Origin of the sequence: Streptomyces sp. NPDC085460 (assembly GCF_044541975.1) — a bacterium.
Taxonomy (GTDB): Bacteria; Actinomycetota; Actinomycetes; order Streptomycetales; family Streptomycetaceae; genus Streptomyces.
Genome location: NZ_JBITTO010000024.1, coordinates 1 through 17,420 on the forward strand (window position 1 = coordinate 1; position 17,420 = coordinate 17,420).

14 protein-coding genes are annotated in these 17,420 nt (G+C 70.4%); 6 read left to right on the top strand and 8 right to left on the bottom strand.

The annotated features are described in order from the left end of the window. Nucleotides 1-191: 191 nt before the first annotated feature. Complete coding sequence (locus tag ACIGHB_RS34095) at nt 192-677, bottom strand: GNAT family N-acetyltransferase (RefSeq protein WP_399918702.1); 486 nt, start codon at nt 675-677, stop codon at nt 192-194. A 357-nt stretch (nt 678-1,034) separates the two neighbouring features. On the opposite strand from ACIGHB_RS34095, the gene ACIGHB_RS34100 reads away from it, so the two are divergent. Continuing rightward, nucleotides 1,035-1,490 (top strand): hypothetical protein, encoded by a 456-nt coding sequence (locus ACIGHB_RS34100; protein WP_399918727.1) that lies wholly within the window; start codon nt 1,035-1,037, stop codon nt 1,488-1,490. Between the two features lie 722 nt (nt 1,491-2,212). Further along, nucleotides 2,213-3,712, top strand: a complete 1,500-nt coding sequence (locus ACIGHB_RS34105) for a hypothetical protein (protein WP_399918704.1) — start codon at nt 2,213-2,215, stop codon at nt 3,710-3,712. A gap of 71 nt (nt 3,713-3,783) precedes the next feature. Here the strand turns inward: ACIGHB_RS34105 and ACIGHB_RS34110 are convergent, their stop codons facing one another. The 4 genes from ACIGHB_RS34110 to ACIGHB_RS34125 all read right to left on the bottom strand — a co-directional run bounded on the left by ACIGHB_RS34110 (nt 3,784) and on the right by ACIGHB_RS34125 (nt 9,039). Next, entirely contained in the window at nt 3,784-5,184 is a 1,401-nt protein-coding gene (locus ACIGHB_RS34110) for a glycosyltransferase (RefSeq protein ID WP_399918706.1), read from the bottom strand. Between the two features lie 212 nt (nt 5,185-5,396). After that, nucleotides 5,397-6,686 (bottom strand): non-hydrolyzing UDP-N-acetylglucosamine 2-epimerase, encoded by a 1,290-nt coding sequence (wecB, locus tag ACIGHB_RS34115; RefSeq protein WP_399918708.1) that lies wholly within the window; start codon nt 6,684-6,686, stop codon nt 5,397-5,399. Nucleotides 6,687-6,902: 216 nt separating this feature from the next. After that, nucleotides 6,903-7,931 (bottom strand): recombinase family protein, encoded by a 1,029-nt coding sequence (locus ACIGHB_RS34120; protein WP_399918710.1) that lies wholly within the window; start codon nt 7,929-7,931, stop codon nt 6,903-6,905. 217 nt (nt 7,932-8,148) lie between these two features. Beyond that, nucleotides 8,149-9,039, bottom strand: coding sequence for a helix-turn-helix transcriptional regulator (locus tag ACIGHB_RS34125; protein ID WP_399918712.1), 891 nt, complete (start codon nt 9,037-9,039; stop codon nt 8,149-8,151). A 244-nt stretch (nt 9,040-9,283) separates the two neighbouring features. On the opposite strand from ACIGHB_RS34125, the gene ACIGHB_RS34130 reads away from it, so the two are divergent. From ACIGHB_RS34130 to ACIGHB_RS34145, 4 genes are all read left to right on the top strand, one after another. Next, nucleotides 9,284-10,048 (top strand): SDR family NAD(P)-dependent oxidoreductase, encoded by a 765-nt coding sequence (locus ACIGHB_RS34130; protein WP_069752712.1) that lies wholly within the window; start codon nt 9,284-9,286, stop codon nt 10,046-10,048. Between the two features lie 84 nt (nt 10,049-10,132). Then, on the top strand, nt 10,133-10,981 hold the full coding sequence (locus ACIGHB_RS34135; RefSeq protein WP_399918714.1) for an SDR family oxidoreductase: 849 nt from the start codon (nt 10,133-10,135) through the stop codon (nt 10,979-10,981). 59 nt (nt 10,982-11,040) lie between these two features. Next, nucleotides 11,041-12,036, top strand: a complete 996-nt coding sequence (locus tag ACIGHB_RS34140; RefSeq protein ID WP_399918716.1) for a HesA/MoeB/ThiF family protein — start codon at nt 11,041-11,043, stop codon at nt 12,034-12,036. A gap of 33 nt (nt 12,037-12,069) precedes the next feature. Next, nucleotides 12,070-12,510: a hypothetical protein gene (locus ACIGHB_RS34145; RefSeq protein WP_399918718.1), complete on the top strand. Its 441-nt coding sequence runs from the start codon at nt 12,070-12,072 to the stop codon at nt 12,508-12,510. 42 nt (nt 12,511-12,552) lie between these two features. On the opposite strand, the gene ACIGHB_RS34150 is transcribed toward ACIGHB_RS34145, so the two are convergent. The 3 genes from ACIGHB_RS34150 to ACIGHB_RS34160 all read right to left on the bottom strand — a co-directional run bounded on the left by ACIGHB_RS34150 (nt 12,553) and on the right by ACIGHB_RS34160 (nt 16,750). Further along, complete coding sequence (locus ACIGHB_RS34150; RefSeq protein WP_399918720.1) at nt 12,553-15,219, bottom strand: Helicase associated domain protein; 2,667 nt, start codon at nt 15,217-15,219, stop codon at nt 12,553-12,555. Between the two features lie 37 nt (nt 15,220-15,256). Continuing rightward, nucleotides 15,257-15,421 carry a hypothetical protein gene (locus ACIGHB_RS34155; RefSeq protein ID WP_399918722.1) on the bottom strand — a complete coding sequence of 55 codons (165 nt, stop codon included), beginning with the start codon at nt 15,419-15,421 and terminating at the stop codon, nt 15,257-15,259. Between the two features lie 522 nt (nt 15,422-15,943). Continuing rightward, nucleotides 15,944-16,750, bottom strand: a complete 807-nt coding sequence (locus ACIGHB_RS34160; RefSeq protein WP_399918724.1) for a hypothetical protein — start codon at nt 16,748-16,750, stop codon at nt 15,944-15,946. Nucleotides 16,751-17,420 lie beyond the last annotated feature (670 nt).

The following is a 17,420-nucleotide window of genomic DNA, read 5'->3' on the forward strand; positions in this document are numbered from 1 at the left end:
CCGCCTGCTCGGTGAGGGTGGTGTTCGCGGCGCCGCGCACGCCCGTGAGCCAGTCGGTGGTGAACAGCAACTGCTCGATCGCGGCACCCGGCACCGTGGTCCCGGCCGCGGTGGTGACGTTCTCCATGCCCGCTCAACTCCCCGACCGGTGAAGCGGACACGGCTCCGCTCCGGCCACCGCACGGTGCGGGCTACTCACCTGCCGCGTCGGCCGTGCCCCTCAGGGCGAGGATCTCCGAGACCGGGCAGCCCCAGGCCGCGCCTGGCCCGGTGGGGCCGTAGAGCGTGAGCCCGCACGCCTGGAAGAACGCCTGTCGGCCAGCCTCCTGGTCGCCGTCCTGCGGCACCAGGGCCAGGAACGTGTCGCCGACCTTCTGGGCCCGGCGGGCGATCTCGGCGAGAAGCGCCCGGCCGACCCCGCCGCGACGATCGGTAGGGGCGACGGCCACCGTGTAGATGAACGTCTGCGCGCCGGGGTACGCCTCCCGGCCTTCGTCGTGCCCGAAGTCGCAATGGAGCTCGAACTCGGCGACCCCGACGAGACGCCCCTGGAGCTCGGCCACGACGACGTCCAGGCCCCCGGGGTCGTAGAACCCGCCCACTCCCAGATCGCTCAAGTACAGCAGCTCCTCCACCACCGGGTAGTCGGCTGAGGCGATGTCACGGATGAGAGGCATGCCCCGAGTGTTCCAGGACCGCGGCGCGCAGGGGAGGTGTCCTTCTCCTCTCACGGCGCGGGCGGGCGAGTCGGGGCGACGAGTATCAGGCGGCCGCGCCGTTTCGGGACTCCTGCATGGTGGATGTGCTCAGGGGGGAAGTTCGACACCGCGGCGAGCGCCAGCCCTCCACCATCACGCCCCGAGAGGGGAGCTACACCAGACGCTCACGTCCAGCCATTCGCGCAGGGGCGTCCCTGGCATGCGGAGGTGAGCGGAGAAGCGCACTCTGAGGTAATGGACGGGTCTGGAGAGCCTCCTCCTGCAGCGGGGGCGAGGAGACCGGCGCGTGAGCGCCGGAACCTGCTCTTGGCCCTCGTGGCCGGGGTCGTCATCGGTGCGGGCGGGGCCGGCGTCATCTGGGCGCTGACAGGCAGCGGTGGGCCGTCTTCCGAGGCCGTCAGTCCTCCGCCGTCGCCGACCACCCAGACGCCGGCCCTGTCGCCGACACCGACCGTCTTCCAGCTGACCGGAACCTTCCTGCTCACCAGGAATGCGGTCAGCGACGGCAAAGGCGGCTGCGAGGGGAGCGAAGGCTTCGACGACATCACCGAAGGCGCGGCGGTCACGGTCTACGACGCCTCCGGTACGGTCATCGCCACCGGAGCCCTGGGCGAGTCGACCAAGGCCGGAACCGCGTGCAGCTTCGAGGTGATCGTCCCTGACGTACCGGCGGGCGAAGGTTTCTACAAGGTGGAGATCACCCACCGTGGGACCCTGCAGATCAGTGAGTCCGACGCGATGAACGGGTCCTTCGGAGGCAGTCTGGGATGAACGAACCGTCCTTCGAAGGACAACCACAGCGACGCCGGGCGACCGGCAGCGACACCGAGCAGTAGACGAAGCGTGATGTGCCATGAGCAATGCACAACCTCAGCCCCAGTGGGGGACCCCTGTGCCGCCCGCGGCGGGACAGTCGCGCAGGCACCGCCCACGGTCACCGACGACATGACGGAGACCTGAACCGCATCGCCTGACATCGCCCTCAGCGAGCACATGGAAAGCCGAGCGCGAGATCGCCGGCCGTAGCGAGAGCGCCCGCTACCGGTTGAGCAAGTGGATGGAAGGGCGGGCCCCTGGCCGCCGACGGTCAGGGGCCCGCTCACGTCTCGGTAAGGAGACGCGGCGCTGTGTTCAACGTCCGGCATCTGGCGTAGGTCACTCGCCGAACTGCTGCCGTGTGCAGCCCGCTGGGGCGAAGCGCGTGGCTTCCACCGCATTGCCAGATGCAGAGCCGATGCGGCTGGCCCATGACATCCCGTACAGGTCGATGCAGGTGGCTCTGATGGCGGAGATGTAGTGACGAGCCGTCGTCGACGGTGTCAGAGGACAATGCGCCTCGACTGGCCTGGCCGGCCTCGGGCGGGTCATATATGACTTTTCCGGTTCGGGGTGTCGTTCTTGCAGGCCGTGTCGGTGGCCGTTGAAGTGTCCGCATGACAAAAGCGTGCAATCGGTTCAGGTTCCGCCATCGGTTCGCTCTCTGTGCTGGTGTCGTGGCGGGCGGGCTGATGGCGGTGCGCTTGTTCGTGCCCTCTCCGGTAGGTATGGCCGACAACGGGGACGGGTTTCGCCGGATGTGCTCTCTCGACGTTGTGACCCTTGTTCCGCCTGGGGTGGAGCAGTGGCTCAAGTTCGCTCACTTCACGTACACCCGTGCGCCGCAGGACGGCTGTGATCCTGCTCAGGTCTATCCCGGCAGCGGCAACTGGCTGCTGCATGCCGCGGAGGCATTGAGCGGCCTGCTGGGCCTGCCCGGGGTCCTCGACCTGCGGGCCCTCGCGGTGCTGTTCTGCCTCCTGGTCGCGGGTGCCTTCGCGGTGTTCGCGGCGGCCCTGCGCGGAAGCGTCCTGCGGAGGGCCGTGGTGTGCGGGCTGTTGTTCCTGGTGGTCGCGGACAGCACGTTCGCCGGATACGCTGGGTCACCGTACGGAGAGCTGGCGGGACTTACCGGAATGGTGTGGGCCCTTGCGGGGGCGGTCCATCTCGGCGGGGCCCCGGTCGCGCGTCTGCTCGGGCTCCTCGCCTTCACGGCGGGAGCCGTCGTCGCGGTGGCGTCCAAGACCCAGTCGGCCACGATGGCGGTGCCCTTCGTGATTCTCCTCGCGCTCGCCCGGGTCCCGCTGGGCCGGTGGCGGGCGGGATGGCGGGGCCGGATCGCACCGGCGCTGGCCGCGGTGGTGATCGTGGGGGCGGCCGTGGGCGAGATCGCGGCGCAGCCCGGGCAGTTCCGGCGGATCAACCCCACGGAGATGGTCTTCGTCGGCCTGCTGCCCCGTAGCGACGATCCGCGTGAGGCCGCTGTCGACCTGGGGCTTCCGGCGGACTTCGCCCGGTACGAGGGCAGGAGCTGGTGGGTGGAGGAGCCTCCGCAGAGCGATCCGCGCTGGGCCGCTTACGAGGACCGGATGACGTACGGGAACATCGCGTCCTTCCTCCTCACCCATCCGGGGGTGACCGTCCGTGTCGCGTACGACGCCCTGGACGACTTCGGTGCGGCCCGCCCGGACTACCTCGGCTCCTACCCCCCGGAGGCCGGGCTGGCCCCAGGCGCGCAGGAGTCACGCCTGGCCCTGTTCAGCGCGCTGGTACGCGACATCGGTGGTGGGCTGATGCTGGCGTTGGTGACCGTTTTGGGCGCCGTCGCGGTGCCGTGGTGGCGTCGTACGGCCGACCCCCGGCGCCGTGCGTTCGTGGCGACGGTGCTGTGCGCGGCGGCGCTGACCTGGACGCAGTTCCTGACGGCGGTCTACGGGGAGGCGATCGAGAACACCAAGCACCTGGTGTTCGCCGTCCTGGCCAGCGGGCTGACCGTGGTCATGGCCGTCGCGGTGTCGGCGGCCGGGCCGGGGACCGGGCGCGACGTGGCCGCCGGGCTGTCCGACCGGGATGGAGCAAGCGCTGACCCTGACCCGGGGCACGATGTCGACGAGGTGCCCGGACCGGACACGAAGAGCGCCGCGTCCGCGGGTTCGACGGCCTCCGGCGTGGTCTGACCGCCGGAGGCCGAGGCTGCGAGCCGCGGCTTCCCGTGGTTCGCAGGAACCAAATCGTCCACGCGCCAAGGTCAGCGGGCCCGTGCGTGGTCCGGGTGCGCGTGCGCGGTGCGCGGTGCGGCGATCTCCGCGTTGCGCCGGGTCTTGGCCCACGCCTGGTGCCCTCGCAGGTGACGGCCCAGAGCGCGCCAGGTCGCGAGTGAGTAGCACCAGACGTACGCCGTGTAGGCGAAGCCCCAGCCGACACTGTGCCAGAACCCCTGACCGGGCTCGCACTTCGCGCGGTACAGCGGACCCCACATGCCGAACTGGACGACGGCCAGCAGAAGATAGCCGAGCAGCAGTCCCCACCGTGCTGTTCCCCCGGCGGCCGGGGCCCCGTCCATCTGGTCGATCAGGTGACTCACGGCGACGACCAGCAGTACGGGACACACCATGCTGACGAGCAGCTGGAGCCACGGCTGGAGAAGGGAGTAGCTGATCTCCAGCCTGCCCGGGACCGACAGCCGTCGTGACCGCCACACGGTCCGCAGGTGACGGGTGCACTGCATCGTTCCCTGGCTCCACCGGGTCCGCTGGACGAGCAGACGTCCCGCGCTCCACAGGCCCTCCTGCTCGACCCAGGTGTCACGGGTGAAGGCGACGGTGCGGCCCGCGAGCGCCAGGTGCAGGGCGAGCTCGTAGTCGTCGAGCAGCGAGTTGCGCCAGGGACCGCCCCGCTCGGGGTCGTCGTCCAGCGCACGCAGCGCGCCGAGTCGCACGAACTGACCGTTGCCCCCCAGGGACACGGTCCCGGTGAAGGAGCGGCCGGCCTGGAGGGCCGGGACGGCGGCGCGGAACTCGATGTCCTGCATCCGGACCAGGGTACGGGCGATCAGGTTCCGCACCGGGCCCGATCCGGGCAGCGGGCGCGGCTCGTCCCGGTTGCGCATCCGCACCTCGATCTGAACCGCGTCCACGGACGGGTCGCCGAGAAGGTGGGGGGAGGCGACGACGTCCAGGCATCCGGGCGCGGGGATGCCGTCGGCGTCGAAGACGCCGATCACGACGCCGTCGGGTGTGAAGTTTTCGGGAAGCGCGGAGACCAGGGCGCGGTAGGCGGCGTTCAAGGCGTCGCCCTTGCCTGTCCGGGCGCGGGGCAGTTCGCGGGACACGAGATGAATCCGGGGGTCGCCCTCCCGGTGCAGCGTGACGATGGCGGCGGTGTCGTCGTCGGAGGCGTCGTCCACGATCCACAGATGAGCGTCGGGGAAGGCTCCGCGCAGCCGGGCCAGGGTCTCGCCGATGACCGCGGCCTCGTTCAGGCAGGGCACGATGATGTGCCAGTCGAAGCGCGAGGCGTCACCCGCCGGCCGCGCTCTGCTGCGGAGGAACGGGACGACGAGTGCCACCAGATAGCCGAGGGAGACCACGGCGAGCACGAGGAAGAGCGTCGTCGTGGAGGTGACCACGACGCTCGGGGAACCACCCATCTCCTGGGTCCCTCCTGAAGAGGCCGCGCCCTGCGGGGCGGGCTGCGGACACGGTCTGGGCCGCGGTCGTGCGCGGCGGGGCGCGGGCCGGCGGGGCAGGCCCGCGCCCGAACAGCGGTCGGTTGCGCGTGGCGGTCAGATGCCCGCCGTACCGCTCCTCGCCGAGCGGACCATCCAGATCCCGGATGCGACGAGGAGCAGGGCAAGGACACTCAGAGCGGCGAGGAAGACAGCGGCATCGCCGCTGCTTCCTGTGGCGGCGAGGACGCCTCCACCGGTGACACCGGCTGCGTGGGGTGGTCGGTACACGGGTCTCCTCCAAAGGGAGTCGGGCCGGCCGGTACGGTGGCCGGCGAGGGCAGCGTGGCGGAGCGGACGCCGGGAGCCGCCACTGCGGGATGCTCTGAATCCCGGCGGGTACGGGGCACCGCTCGCTCGGCGAGGGCGCGGACGAGAGCGACGATGCGGTCGCTGGCCCGCCCGTCGCCGAACGGTGAGGGGCGGGTCGCGAGCCGCGCCGCCAGCCCGGAGTCCTCCAGCATCGCGCGAGCGCAGATGCCGACTTCCGGTCCGGGCACGGCCAGCACGGCGAAGCCGTCGGTCATCGCCTCCGGGCGCTCGGTGTTGTTGCGGACGACGACAAGAGGTTTTTTGAGCACCGTGCACTCCTCCTGCACGCCTCCGGAGTCGGAGACCAGCAGGCGTGCCTCGCGTGCCAGTGCGAGGAAGGTGCCATGGTCGACCGGCTCGTTCACCCGCAGGCTGGCCAGCAGCCGTCCCAGCCCGTATTGACGTGCCCGCGCCGCGGTCCGCGGGTGGATCGGCAACAGCACAGGCAGCCCCAGCCCGGCGAGCTCACCGAGAACCGCTTTGAGCCGCTCCGGATCATCCGTGTTCTCCGGCCGGTGCACGGTGGCAAGGACGAACCCCCCAGAGCTCAGCCCGTACTCCCTCAGCACGGCGGCCCTGGAGGCAGGCCCGGGCAGCGAGGCGAGGACGGCTTCGACCACAGTGTTGCCGGTGAGGTGAATACGACCCGGCTCGACACCTTCGGCGCGCAACTGCGCCACGGCGCCTTCGGTGGGCGCGCAGTGCACGTCGGCGAGCACCCCGATGACCCGTCGGTTGATCTCCTCCGGCATGTTCCGGTCATTCGAGCGGAGCCCCGCCTCCACATGCACCACCTGGATACCCAAGTAGTGGGCGGCCTGCGCCGCGGCACAGGCGGAGTTGGTGTCCCCTTGCACCACGACGACCGCGGGCCGTTCCGTCTCGAACGCCCGGCCCAGCTGACCGATCATGGAGCTCATCTGCTCGACGCGCGGCAGCCCGCCCACCCGCCGGATCATCACCTGCGGATCCGGCAGCCCCAGCCCCCGGAAAATCCCGCCCGACAGAGAGTCGTCGTAGTGCTGCCCGGTGTGCACCACCTGTGCGTCAGCGCCGAGCCCGCGAATCACGCCGGCCAACTTCACCACTTCAGGCCGAGTGCCCAGCACCACGGCTACTCCGACTCCTCTACGGCTCAACGAACATCATTCCTCACCGCTCGTCGGTCACATAATCGACTTTTGGTATGAAGTGGAATGAAATGCGAAACCATCTCAAAATGCAGCATCACTGATGGTGAGTCGCGTGATTCACCTGGTTGACCTACTAAACGCCAGGGCCGGCGGATTTTTGAGCAAAATCGGCCTCGGGGAACATCGGTGCAGCGGTTATCGGTGAGAACGATCATGGGGGCTGCGGGTCTCCGCGTTCGGGTGGGGCTGGGCCTGGAGTCGTTCCCGCAGAGCAATGTCCTCGCCGGTGAGCGGGTCCTCGGGCCGGCGGATGTGTACGGGCTTGGGTCGTAGCTGCAACCCGTCGTCCGCCGCGGCCTCGGCTTCAGCGAGTGCGCGGTAGAGCGAAGCGACCGAAGGGGACTTGCCCGCGTTCTTCCCTGTCTTGATGACCAGCTTCTTCGCGATGTCGGGGACGGGGACGCCCTTGTCTTTCAGTGCGACGGCGAAGGTGAGCATGTCGTCGTCGATGACCTTCGGCCGTCCGCCGTGGTTGCCCTTGGCCGCTGCGGCAACTTGGCCTTCGAGGGTTTTCTCGCGGATGTAGTTGCGCTCGATCTGCCCGGCGACGGCGAGGACGGCGAAGAACATGGCGCCCATGCCGTTGGGGTCGTAGATGCCGGTGAGCGGGCCGGTGAGGAGTTCGAGCTGGATGCCGCCGGCCTGGAGCTCTGCGGACAGCGTCATCAGCTCGGCCGCGTTGCGCGCGAGGCGCTTGAGCTCATGCACCGTGAGGATGACGGGCGTCTCGGGGGCCGCCTCCTTGAACTGGTGGGCCAGGGCGAGCGCCTTCTCCAGCTCGGGCCGGACCTTGACGCGGGTGCTGATCTGCTCCTTGAAGACCTTGTGGCACTCCGCGCGGTGGAGTGCTTCGAGCTGGCTCGCCAGCTCCTGCCGGGCGGTCGACGTCCTGGCGTACCCGATGCGGACCGGACGCTCGGTGCGGGGCGCGGGCACCACGGCGAGCGCCGGGCCCTGCTTCCACGCGCGGCCGGGGTGGCGGTCGGCGGGGACGAGGACTTCGAGTTCCTCGCGGAGCGCGGGGACGAGGACGAAGCGCGGGGTGTGGTACTTCGCGGCTGTCTTCCCGCCCCGGGTGCGGCAGGCGCTGCCGGCGGGCGCGTCACAGTTCGGGCAGTCGTGACGTTCTACCGCCAGTGCGGCCCGATCGGGCGTGAGATCCATGCGCGCAGCCTCTCAGAAACATCTCGCACAACATGCGGGTTTCGAGAGGACTTTTGCGAACGGCGACCTGCGGAAACGTGATCACGTCGGGGGCTGTCGCAGAACTCTCACAGATGACCATTTATGAGAATGACGCTGCGTAACCTTTGGTAACGCAGTGGAACCCCATCGGCGGCGTCCCGCCGGGGTTCGGCGTTGAGTGGCGGGAGCTCTCGGGTCAGCTGGCTGGGTTGTGTGTCTCTTCGGGTGCCTGCGGCCGGGATACGGAGGTGCCGGTCCAGCTGGCGAGGAGGGCGAGGGCTTCGGCGGAGGGGGAGGCGGGTTCGGGGGTGTAGAGGGTGAGGGTCTGCTCGGGGTCGCCTTCGACGGCCAAGACGAGGTAGTCGAGGGTGAGGTCGCCGACGAGCGGGTGGTGGAGGCGTTTGGTGCCGCTGGTGTGGGCGACGACGTTGTGGTCGGCCCACATGCGGCGGAAGGCGTCGCTGTGCAGGGAAAGCTCGCCGATCAGCTCGGTGAGCTGCGGGTCGTCGGGGTTCCGCCCGGCGTACAGGCGCAGCGCGGCCAGGCAGTCGCCGGCGACCCGCTCCCAGTCGGCGTACAGCCTCCGGGCGGCCTCGTCGAGGAAGACGAAGCGGGCGAAGTTGCGCTCGCGGCGGGGCCGGGCTTCGAAGTCGGTGTAGAGAGCGTGGGCGAGTTTGTTGGCGGCCAGGACGTCCGTGCGTCGCCCCTGGACCACCGCGGGGACGTCGAGTGAGTCCAGGGTCCGGTAGAGGACCGGGTGGACCCGCTGGGGGGCGAGGGGGCGCTTGCGGCGGGCCCGGGTGGTGGCGGTGGGCTGGGCGAGGTCGAAGAGGTGGGCGCGTTCGGCCTCGTCCAGGTGCAGGGCGCGGGCGACGGCCTCCAGGACGGTTTCGGAGACGCCCTGGGTGCGGCCCCGCTCCAGGCGGATGTAGTAGTCGACGCTGACTCCGGCGAGCTGGGCGACTTCCTCTCGGCGCAACCCCGGCACGCGGCGGGCGCCGCCGTGCGGGGCGATACCGGCCTGCTCGGGGGTGATCCGCGCCCGGCGGGTGCGCAGGAACTCACGGATCTCACTGCTGCGGTCCATGGGTCCACCGTACGGCGGTACCTGGCAGGTCAGCGTGCCGAAAGGGGTACTGGCAGACCCCCGGAACAGCGGTGCCCTTTACGGGGGCCCACGGGACGTCCGCGGGTGGTTGCCTGGATAGCGGGCCCGGTGCACGGCACTGATCATTCGAGAAGTACGCGCCGTGACGGCACGCAGGAGATCGCCGCTGCCGCTGACCGCCGTCTGCCCTTACACCGTACGTCTGGAGAACAGGGACACCCCGATGGCTTCGAAACTGACCGGCACCGTCGCGCTCGTCACCGGCGCCAGCAGCGGCATCGGCGCCGCCACCGCCCGCCGCCTCGCCGACGACGGCGCCTCGGTGGCGCTCGTGGCCCGCCGCAAGGACCGCCTGGACACCCTCGCCGCCGAGATCGAGCAGGCGGGCGGCACGGCACTGGCGATCGCGGCGGACATCACCGACCGCCTCCAGGCCGAGGCCGCCGTCCAGCAGGTCATCGAGCGGTACGGACGGCTGGACACCCTGGTCAACAACGCCGGCCTGATGCTCCTGGGCCCCGTCGAAGGCGCGGACGCCGACGAGTGGGACCGCATGATCGCCGTCAACGTCCAGGGCCTGCTCTACACCACCCGCGCCACCCTGCCGCACCTGCTGAAGGCCGCCGACGACAGCCCGCGCCGGGTCGCCGACATCGTCAACGTCGGCTCGTACGCGGGCCGCGTGGCCAGCCGGGGCTTCGGTGTCTACAACGCCACCAAGTTCGGCGTGCACGCCTTCACGGAGTCCCTGCGCCAAGAGGTCACCCAGCGCCACGTGCGCGTGGGTGTCGTGGAGCCGGGCGCCGTGGACAGCGAACTGGGCTCGCACAACAAGCCCGAGGTCCGCGGCGAGATCATCGATCCCTTCTTCGACGGGACCGAGGTCCTGGCCCCCGAGGACATCGCGGACGGTGTCGCCTACATGGTCACCCGTCCCCGCCACGCCGCCGTCGGCGAGCTGTGGATCATGCCCACCGAACAGGCGTGAGCCCTCCACCGCCGCGCAGCCGGGCCGACACAACCCTCCCCAACCCACCGGGTGCCGCAATCCGGCGCCCGAAAGGAATCCCTCATGAGCAAGGTCATCTTCGTCACCGGTGCCGGACGCGGTCTGGGCACCGACATCGCCCGCCAGGCCCTCGAAGCCGGCCACAAGGTCGTCGCCACCGGGCGGCGTCCCGAGGAGGTTGAGAAGACCCTGGGCGGGCCGCAGGACAACCTGCTCGCCGCGAAGCTGGACGTCACCAGCCTGGACGACGCGCACGCGGCCGTGCAGGCCGCCGTCGACCGCTTCGGCCGCATCGACGTCCTGATCAACAACGCCGGGAACTTCTACGCCGGCTTCTTCGAGGAGATCTCCCCGGAGCACATGCACCGGCAGATCGAGACCAACCTCTACGGGCCCATGAACGTCACCCGCGCCGTCCTGCCCGTCATGCGCGCCCAGCGCGACGGCCACATCATCACCCTCTCCTCGATCGCCGGCCTCGTCGGCGCCGAGTTCAACGCCGCCTACGCCGCCTCCAAGTTCGGCGTCGAGGGCTGGATGGAATCCCTCCACCACGACATCGCCCCGTACAACATCCGCACCACGATCGTGGAGCCCGGCTTCTTCCGCACCGAGCTGCTCGTGGACGCCTCCACCACCTGGCCCGAGCCGACCATCGACGACTACGCCGAACGCACCACCGCCACAGTCGAAGCCTGGAAGAGCATCAGCGGGCAGCAGCCCGGCGACCCCGCCAAGCTCGCCCACGCACTCTTGACGATCGCCGACCAGAACGAGCCACCGCAGCGCTTCCTCGCCGGCGCCGACGCCATCGAAGGCGCCACGGCCAAGGCGCAGGAACTCCTCGCCCAGGCCGAAGCCTCCCGTGAACTGGGCGGCAACCTCGGCCACGACGACACCGCCTCGGTCTGACCCCAGTGCGACGAGTCGGCGTATTCAGCCGACAGCCCGATCGTCATACGCCGGTCGCGATGACCAACGAGGTCGCCCAGCACCTGACCGATCACCTGCGCCGTGCGGACGGGCAGGAGGACTGCTGCTTCGTGCTGTGGCGGCCGAGTACCGGCGCCAGCCGCACCACCGCTCTGCTCACCGAGGTGGTCCTGCCGCAGGACGGTGAGCGGATCGTGCACGGCACGGTGGACTTCACCAGCGCCTACTTCCTGCGCGCCGCCGCTCTCGCAGCTGAGCACGGCTGTGGACTCGGCTTCATCCATGCCCACCCTAAGGGCCGGGGCTGGCAGCGACTGAACGGCATCGACCACGCGGCCGAGGCATCCTTCGCCGCGCAGACCCAGGTGATCACCGGCCGCCCGCTGGTCGGTCTGACCTTCGCGGCTGCGGACGCCAGATTCAGTGCCCGCATCTGGCAGCAGCAGGCCCCCCGCCGCTACGCCCCCACCGAAGCGGAGAGCGTCCGCGTGGTCGGCGGCCACCTGACGATCACCTTCAACGACTGCCTTCTGCCTGTGCCGGCGGCGACGAACCGGCAACTGCGCACCGTCTCCGCATGGGGGCAGACAACCCAGGAGAACCTGGCCCGTCTGCACGTCGGTATCGTCGGATGCGGCTCAGTCGGCATGCTCGCCGTCGAAGCCCTGGCCCGCACCGGTATCGAGCGCCTGAGCCTGCTCGACTTCGACACCGTCGAAGAGCACAACCTCGACCGTCTCCTGCACTCCACCACCTGTGACGTGCGCCTACACCGGGCCAAGGCCCACCTCGCCGCCCGAACCGCCCGCCGCGCGGCCACCGCCACGAACTTCCGCGCGACGCCGTACGAGCTGAGCGTGGTCGAACCTGCCGGGTTCGCCGCCGCAGCCGACTGCGACGTGATCTTCTCCTGCGTCGACAGGCCCTGGCCACGCGCCGTCCTCAACCTCCTCGCCTACGCCCATCTCATCCCCGTCGTCGACGGCGGCATCGCCGTCGACGCCCGCGGCGGACGCCTGCGCGGCGCCGAATAGCGCGCCCACATCGCCGCGCCAGGTCGCGCCTGTATGGAATGCCTGGGCCAGTACGACCCCGCCCACGTCCAAGCCGACCGCGACGGCTCCCTCGACGACCCCGCCTACATCACCGGCCTGCCCGCCGACCATCCGCTGCGCCGCAAGGAGAACGTCTTCGTCTTCTCCACCAGCGCCGCGGCAGCACAGCTCAACCAGTTCATCACCATGGCCACTGCACCGGGCGGGATCGCCGATACCGGGGTCCACCTATACCACCTGACCACTGGCACCCTTGAGCGCCGCGAGGACGGCTGCGAGACGGGATGCCCCTACGACAACATGCTGCGAGGGCTCGGTGACGACGCCCCCGTCATCGTCACCAGACAGCATCTGGCCGCCGAGCACATCCGCGCTGCACGCGACCTTGCCGTACACCGCTGGCCGCTTCGAATTCGACGTGCCGTTGATGACCTCCTGCTCCGCCTCCGATGATCTGGTGGGATACGGGATGCGAGTGGGTCTGGCCGACGACCGTCAGACCCACTCCAGGCCCAGCTTCCGCAGCGCGTCCAGCTGTTCCTGGGTGAGTTTGTCGCGCCTCGCTTTGGTGTTGGAGACCCATACGCCCAGCCGTACCGACACCGGCTCGGTCTGGCCGTCGACGTCGATCTCGACGACCGCGCCGCGCGGTACGGGCCGGTCCGGGCCTTCCCTCTCTACCCACTGCGTGAGGGCCGCGAGTCCGCGCTGGAACGCCTGCTGCGCCTTACTCGGACCTCTCGCCCCGGGACGGGCCGCCGGGGCGGGGGAGGGCGGCTGCTGGGGTTTGATGCCCAGCCTGGCAAGCCGTTCCTGTTGCTCCTGGGAGAGCTGTTTCCAGGTGCCCGGCTGGGTTTGCCGCATCAGCCATCGTCCGAGGTCGTCGCCCTCGAACAGCACCCCGGGGTCGATGGCCGGCAGGACGCCGTCAGCGTCGACCAGGTCCGCGAGCACCTTGTAGTGCCGCTGCCAGTCGAGCGGCCAGGGGCAGTCCCAGTCTGGGTCGATCGCCGCCAACTGCTTCGCTCGCTCCGCCGCTCGCTCCCGGTCCTTCCCGAGGCCGCCTTTGCGGCGGAGGTTGGCCATGTGCTGCCCGATGGGCACCATATCCTCACCTTCGCCCCACACCGCGTCCTGCCGGGGCGCGAGGTGCCCGGTCGCCCGACGGTAGGCCCGCAGGGCGGCGAGCTTGTTCTCCCACGCTTCCTCACCGGGCTCCCAGACCATTCCGGCCTCCGGGGCGTCCAGCAGCGTCTTGCGCCTCTCCTCCAGCTCCCCGGCCCGCAGCGCCTTCCTCTGCTGGTGCACCCACCGCCCGAGCGGGAAGTCCTTGGTGACGCCGACTGCGACCTCGACGTCGTACGGGACCGCGTGGACGCCGGTGATCTCGTTGTCCCTGCGCCACCGGATGAGGGCCTGGTAGCCCTCCAGCCACACCAGCGACTCCGGCCGGTACACCCGGGTCCGCAGGAACGCCGCGATCGTCGAGGCGTCGCGCGGGCTGGAGAAGTGCAGCAGAGCGGACTCGGCTGCGGCGTCGGTGTCGTCCTGCTCCTGGTCCTCGCCGTCGCCCGCGCCGTCTGCCCCGACGATCCGCCCGTCCTCGTCCCGCCGGACGTGGACCTTGCGCTTGCCGCTCGTGAGCGCCCGGGAGGCGAGTTGCTCGACCAGGCGCTCGTCGTGCGCGCGCAGGCCCTGGAGCACGGCGACGAGCGGCTTGAAGCTGGCGGAGGCGACCATGTCCTCGGGGTCTTCGTTCGGCTCCAGGAAGACGGGCACGATGATCCGTGCGATCTTGGTGGAGCCGTCGCGGTTGAGGCGGAGGGCCCGGCCGATGTTCTGCACGATCTCGACCTGGGAGCCGCGGGTGTCGGCGAAGCACACCGCCTCGACGCCCCGCTCACCGGTGATGTCGACGCCCTCTCCGAGGACGCGCACGCTGGCGAGGAAGGCCCGGTGGACCCGGCGATTGTTTGCGTCGATGCCGTTGGCGAACTGCCGCAGGACCTCGCGCCGCTCGGCGACGAGGTGGTCGCCGCACAGCCACGCCGACCACACGCGGTCCGGCGGGACGTGGCGGCTGGCTTCCAGCTCGTAGAACTCCGCGTCGATCGACGACGCGGGCAGCTTCTCCGCGGCCGACAGGTCCGCGTCGGAGGCGTCGTTCATGTACAGCTCGGCTGCCGTCTCGGGCAGCTTCTCCGCGAACGCGGCTGCTTCCTCCACCTTCTGGTGGAACGTCATGACGGTCTTGAGGTTCCACTTCGCCGCGTGCTCCAGGAGCGCCGTCTGCAACAGCGCCAGGCGCCGGCCCCGCCGCGCCTCCTCCGACTCCCCGAGAACCGGCGAAGGATCGCGGATCTCCAGGACGTCGATCTCGAACCCGGCGAGGATCTCCCGCTCGATCGCCTCCGACAGCCCGAGCTCCGCGAGCCACGCGCCGTAGGTCCCGTCCGGGTCGTCGGCCATGGTCGCGAGCTCCACCTCCTGGCCGTCCGCGCCCTTCTGCGGCCGGGGAGCGGCGAGGATGCGCGGGGTCGCGGTCAGGTAGAGCCGGAAGTCGGCGGGGATCCGCTGGTTGTCGTGGATCGCCGCCCACGGCCGACCGAGATCCCCCGCGGTTCCGTGGGCCTCGTCCACGATGGCGAGGTCGAAGCCGTCCATGCGCTGCCCGTAGAGCCGCTCCCCGCCCGTCAGAGCGGCCTCCAGCGGCCCGCGCACCTTCCGCTGGCCCTCGGGAGCGTCGACGTCCTCGCGGTCCACCAGGGAGGCGTACGTGGCGAACACGACGACCGGCCCGCGCCCGGCCCACAAGGCGAGCTGGATCGGGTTGGTGGTGGTCCGTACCCCGAGCTCGCCCAGGACCGGGTCGTTCTCCAGCGAGCACACCGCGACCATCGGGGCCCGGTGGCCCACCGCCCGCCACGCCTGGGCGGTCTGGACGAGCAGGTCCAGGGTCGGGACCGTGACGAGGATCCGCCCATCCGCGAACGACTCCAGCGCGCACGCGGCGGCCATGATCGTCTTGCCCGAGCCGGTTGCGGACACGATCGTGCCCCGGGCACCCTGCGGGGGCACGGATGATCTTGCAGGGAATCCCACCCACTTGCGAAACGCGGTGCGCTGGTCTACCTGGTGTTCCTTGAGTGGAATAGCTGACATTTCCTCGCCTCCCCTGAGCCTGAATTCCTGTGGTTTTTCAGATGGCCGCGTGCGGCGTGCAGGCCGCACCCGCGTCGTTCCAGATCGACGCGTCCGCCTTGTGCCAGCCGCCGGGCTTCCCGCTGTTGAAGGGCGGCTTGTCGTCCGGGTCGTAGTGCCCGGCATCGAGCGTGCAGACCACGACGTCCCCGTCCGCGTTCACCGTCCGCGCCGTGCACAGGCCGCCGGCCTCCGCCCAGCACCTCCAGGACCCGGCGCCGCGCCGTGGAGTGCGAGTGCGTGGCCGGCAGCACGGCCTCCCGCACGAACGCCTCCAGGCGCACCAGGTCGGCCCGCTCACGCTGCCTCACGTCCGCGAAATGTACGGCCAGTTCAGCAGCCCCCGCCGACCGGCCACCGCGCCGGGACCATCCCCTGTCCGCGACGTCCACCAGGGCCGCGCTCACGGTCCTGACACCCTCGTCCCAGCCGTCCTCGAACACCGGGCCACGAGAGGCCGGCGCCATCCCGTCCAGCTCCACCACCTCGCACTGCGCCCCGGCGACCGCTCCGGCCTCCAGCGCGGCCACCAGGTCGTCCGCCTCGCTCGCGGGCACGCCTTGCGCCTGAAGGAGCGCGAACAGCCGCAGCCGGGCGTTGACGCCTGCCGTCTGGTACTGCGTTACCCGGCGCAGCGGGTCGCTGCTGAGTTGCCCGTGTGCGGCCGGGGTCTCGAATGCTCCGCTCACCGGGCGTCCCTCTCCCGCAGTTCCAGCTGGTGGTGCGTGAGGTGTTCCAGGAGGAGCCGGGACAGGGCCCGGGCGGGGCTGCTGGTGTGCAGGGAGGCGTCCTCCTTCTCGGTGCCGAAGGGGAATCCCCAGCCGGGGAAGACGATGGCGCGGGTGAAGAAGTCGCACAGGAGCCCGTACATCTCCGAGTGCGGGACCCCGGTGGGCTCCCGGAGCTCCGCCTGGGCCGCTTCCATCACCCAGTCGACGACCCGCCGGCGGGCGAGTTCCCGCTCGCGCTCCTCGGTCAGCGGGCTCTCCTCGGACACCTCCACCACGCGGTACAGGCCCCGGTCCCCGTATGCCGTGCCCGGCCCCTCCAACGCGGCCCGGACCTTAGCCAGGGCCTCCTCGACCGTGCGCCCGTAGGCGTGGTGCGTCAGCATCGCCGCGCCCGGGTGGTCGGGGTCCGTGCACTGGGCCACGATCCGGTAGCAGGTGGGCTCCGCGCTCTCCAGCGGACGCTCGTCCTCGCCGTGCGCCGCGGGCGCGGTGTCCGGCTCGGCGGCGGTCTGCTGCTCCTGGCGGGCGTCGGCGCCCTCCAGCTCGGCCTGCCACTGCTCGAAGCCTGCGGCCTCTTCCTCGTCCAGCTGGTAGTCGAGGTCGTACTTGTCCTCGCTCAGCAAGCCGGCGCTCGCCACGGTCGACTCGGTGAGCTCGGCCCACTCCCAGCGCTTCTCCGAGGCCCGCAGAAGGCGGTGCCGGCCACGCCACAGGTGGGGCATCATCTCCACGATCACGGAGGGAGCCGCCAGCGCAGGCACGGGAAGCCACCCCGACTCCTGCCCCGACTCTCCGACCACCGTGTACGACCAGCCGCCCGAAGACCCGCTCCGCGAGGACCAGGACAAGGTGACATCCGGCTGCGCCTGCTGAGCCTCAAGGAAGTGGCGCGGCTTCATCCACGACCAGGACGCCGTGCAGGCGTCGTTGTTGTCCGGGCCTCGCTGCACCGAGAAAGACCCGCCGGAAAACTCACTGACACGGAATTCCTTCTCGACCGCGTCCGGGTAACGCTTCCAGAGCCGGAAAGTATGCACGAGCCACACCTTTCTCCTTCGCCTCCGCCAAAGTAAGACTCGGCGGGTGTCCCTTATTTCTGCCAACGGTACATGCTGCATCAATCTGATGCAGCCACTACACCGAAACCCGACCCGAACGAGCGACCCCCCATCCCAGCAGCCAGCCCGGCCCGCGCCAGCGGGCCCGAAGGGACTGGAGGCGCAGCCGGAAGGACCGTTGAGGCGAGGGAGCGCAGCGGACACGCCAGCCTTGATTGGAGCGCAGCGGAAATCACGGCCCAGCGGGGCGCAGCCCCGCCGCTTCGGGAGCGCAGCGGACGAAGCGTCACCCCGCCTGCGAAGCAGGCGGGGTGAGTGGCACGCGAAGCGTGCCACCAGCGTTCCCGCGGAGCGGGAACGCAACCCCCGCGCG

Excerpts from the sequence above, each read along its gene's own strand:
- ACIGHB_RS34095 (WP_399918702.1), bottom strand. The coding sequence starts at position 677 with ATGCCTCTCATCCGTGACATCGCCTCAGCCGACTACCCGGTGGTGGAG.
- ACIGHB_RS34110 (WP_399918706.1), bottom strand. The coding sequence starts at position 5,184 with ATGGGTGGTTCCCCGAGCGTCGTGGTCACCTCCACGACGACGCTCTTC.
- ACIGHB_RS34120 (WP_399918710.1), bottom strand. The coding sequence starts at position 7,931 with ATGGATCTCACGCCCGATCGGGCCGCACTGGCGGTAGAACGTCACGAC.
- ACIGHB_RS34125 (WP_399918712.1), bottom strand. The coding sequence starts at position 9,039 with ATGGACCGCAGCAGTGAGATCCGTGAGTTCCTGCGCACCCGCCGGGCG.
- ACIGHB_RS34130 (WP_069752712.1), top strand. The coding sequence starts at position 9,284 with ATGGCTTCGAAACTGACCGGCACCGTCGCGCTCGTCACCGGCGCCAGC.
- ACIGHB_RS34135 (WP_399918714.1), top strand. The coding sequence starts at position 10,133 with ATGAGCAAGGTCATCTTCGTCACCGGTGCCGGACGCGGTCTGGGCACC.
- ACIGHB_RS34140 (WP_399918716.1), top strand. The coding sequence starts at position 11,041 with ATGACCAACGAGGTCGCCCAGCACCTGACCGATCACCTGCGCCGTGCG.
- ACIGHB_RS34145 (WP_399918718.1), top strand. The coding sequence starts at position 12,070 with ATGGAATGCCTGGGCCAGTACGACCCCGCCCACGTCCAAGCCGACCGC.
- ACIGHB_RS34150 (WP_399918720.1), bottom strand. The coding sequence starts at position 15,219 with ATGTCAGCTATTCCACTCAAGGAACACCAGGTAGACCAGCGCACCGCG.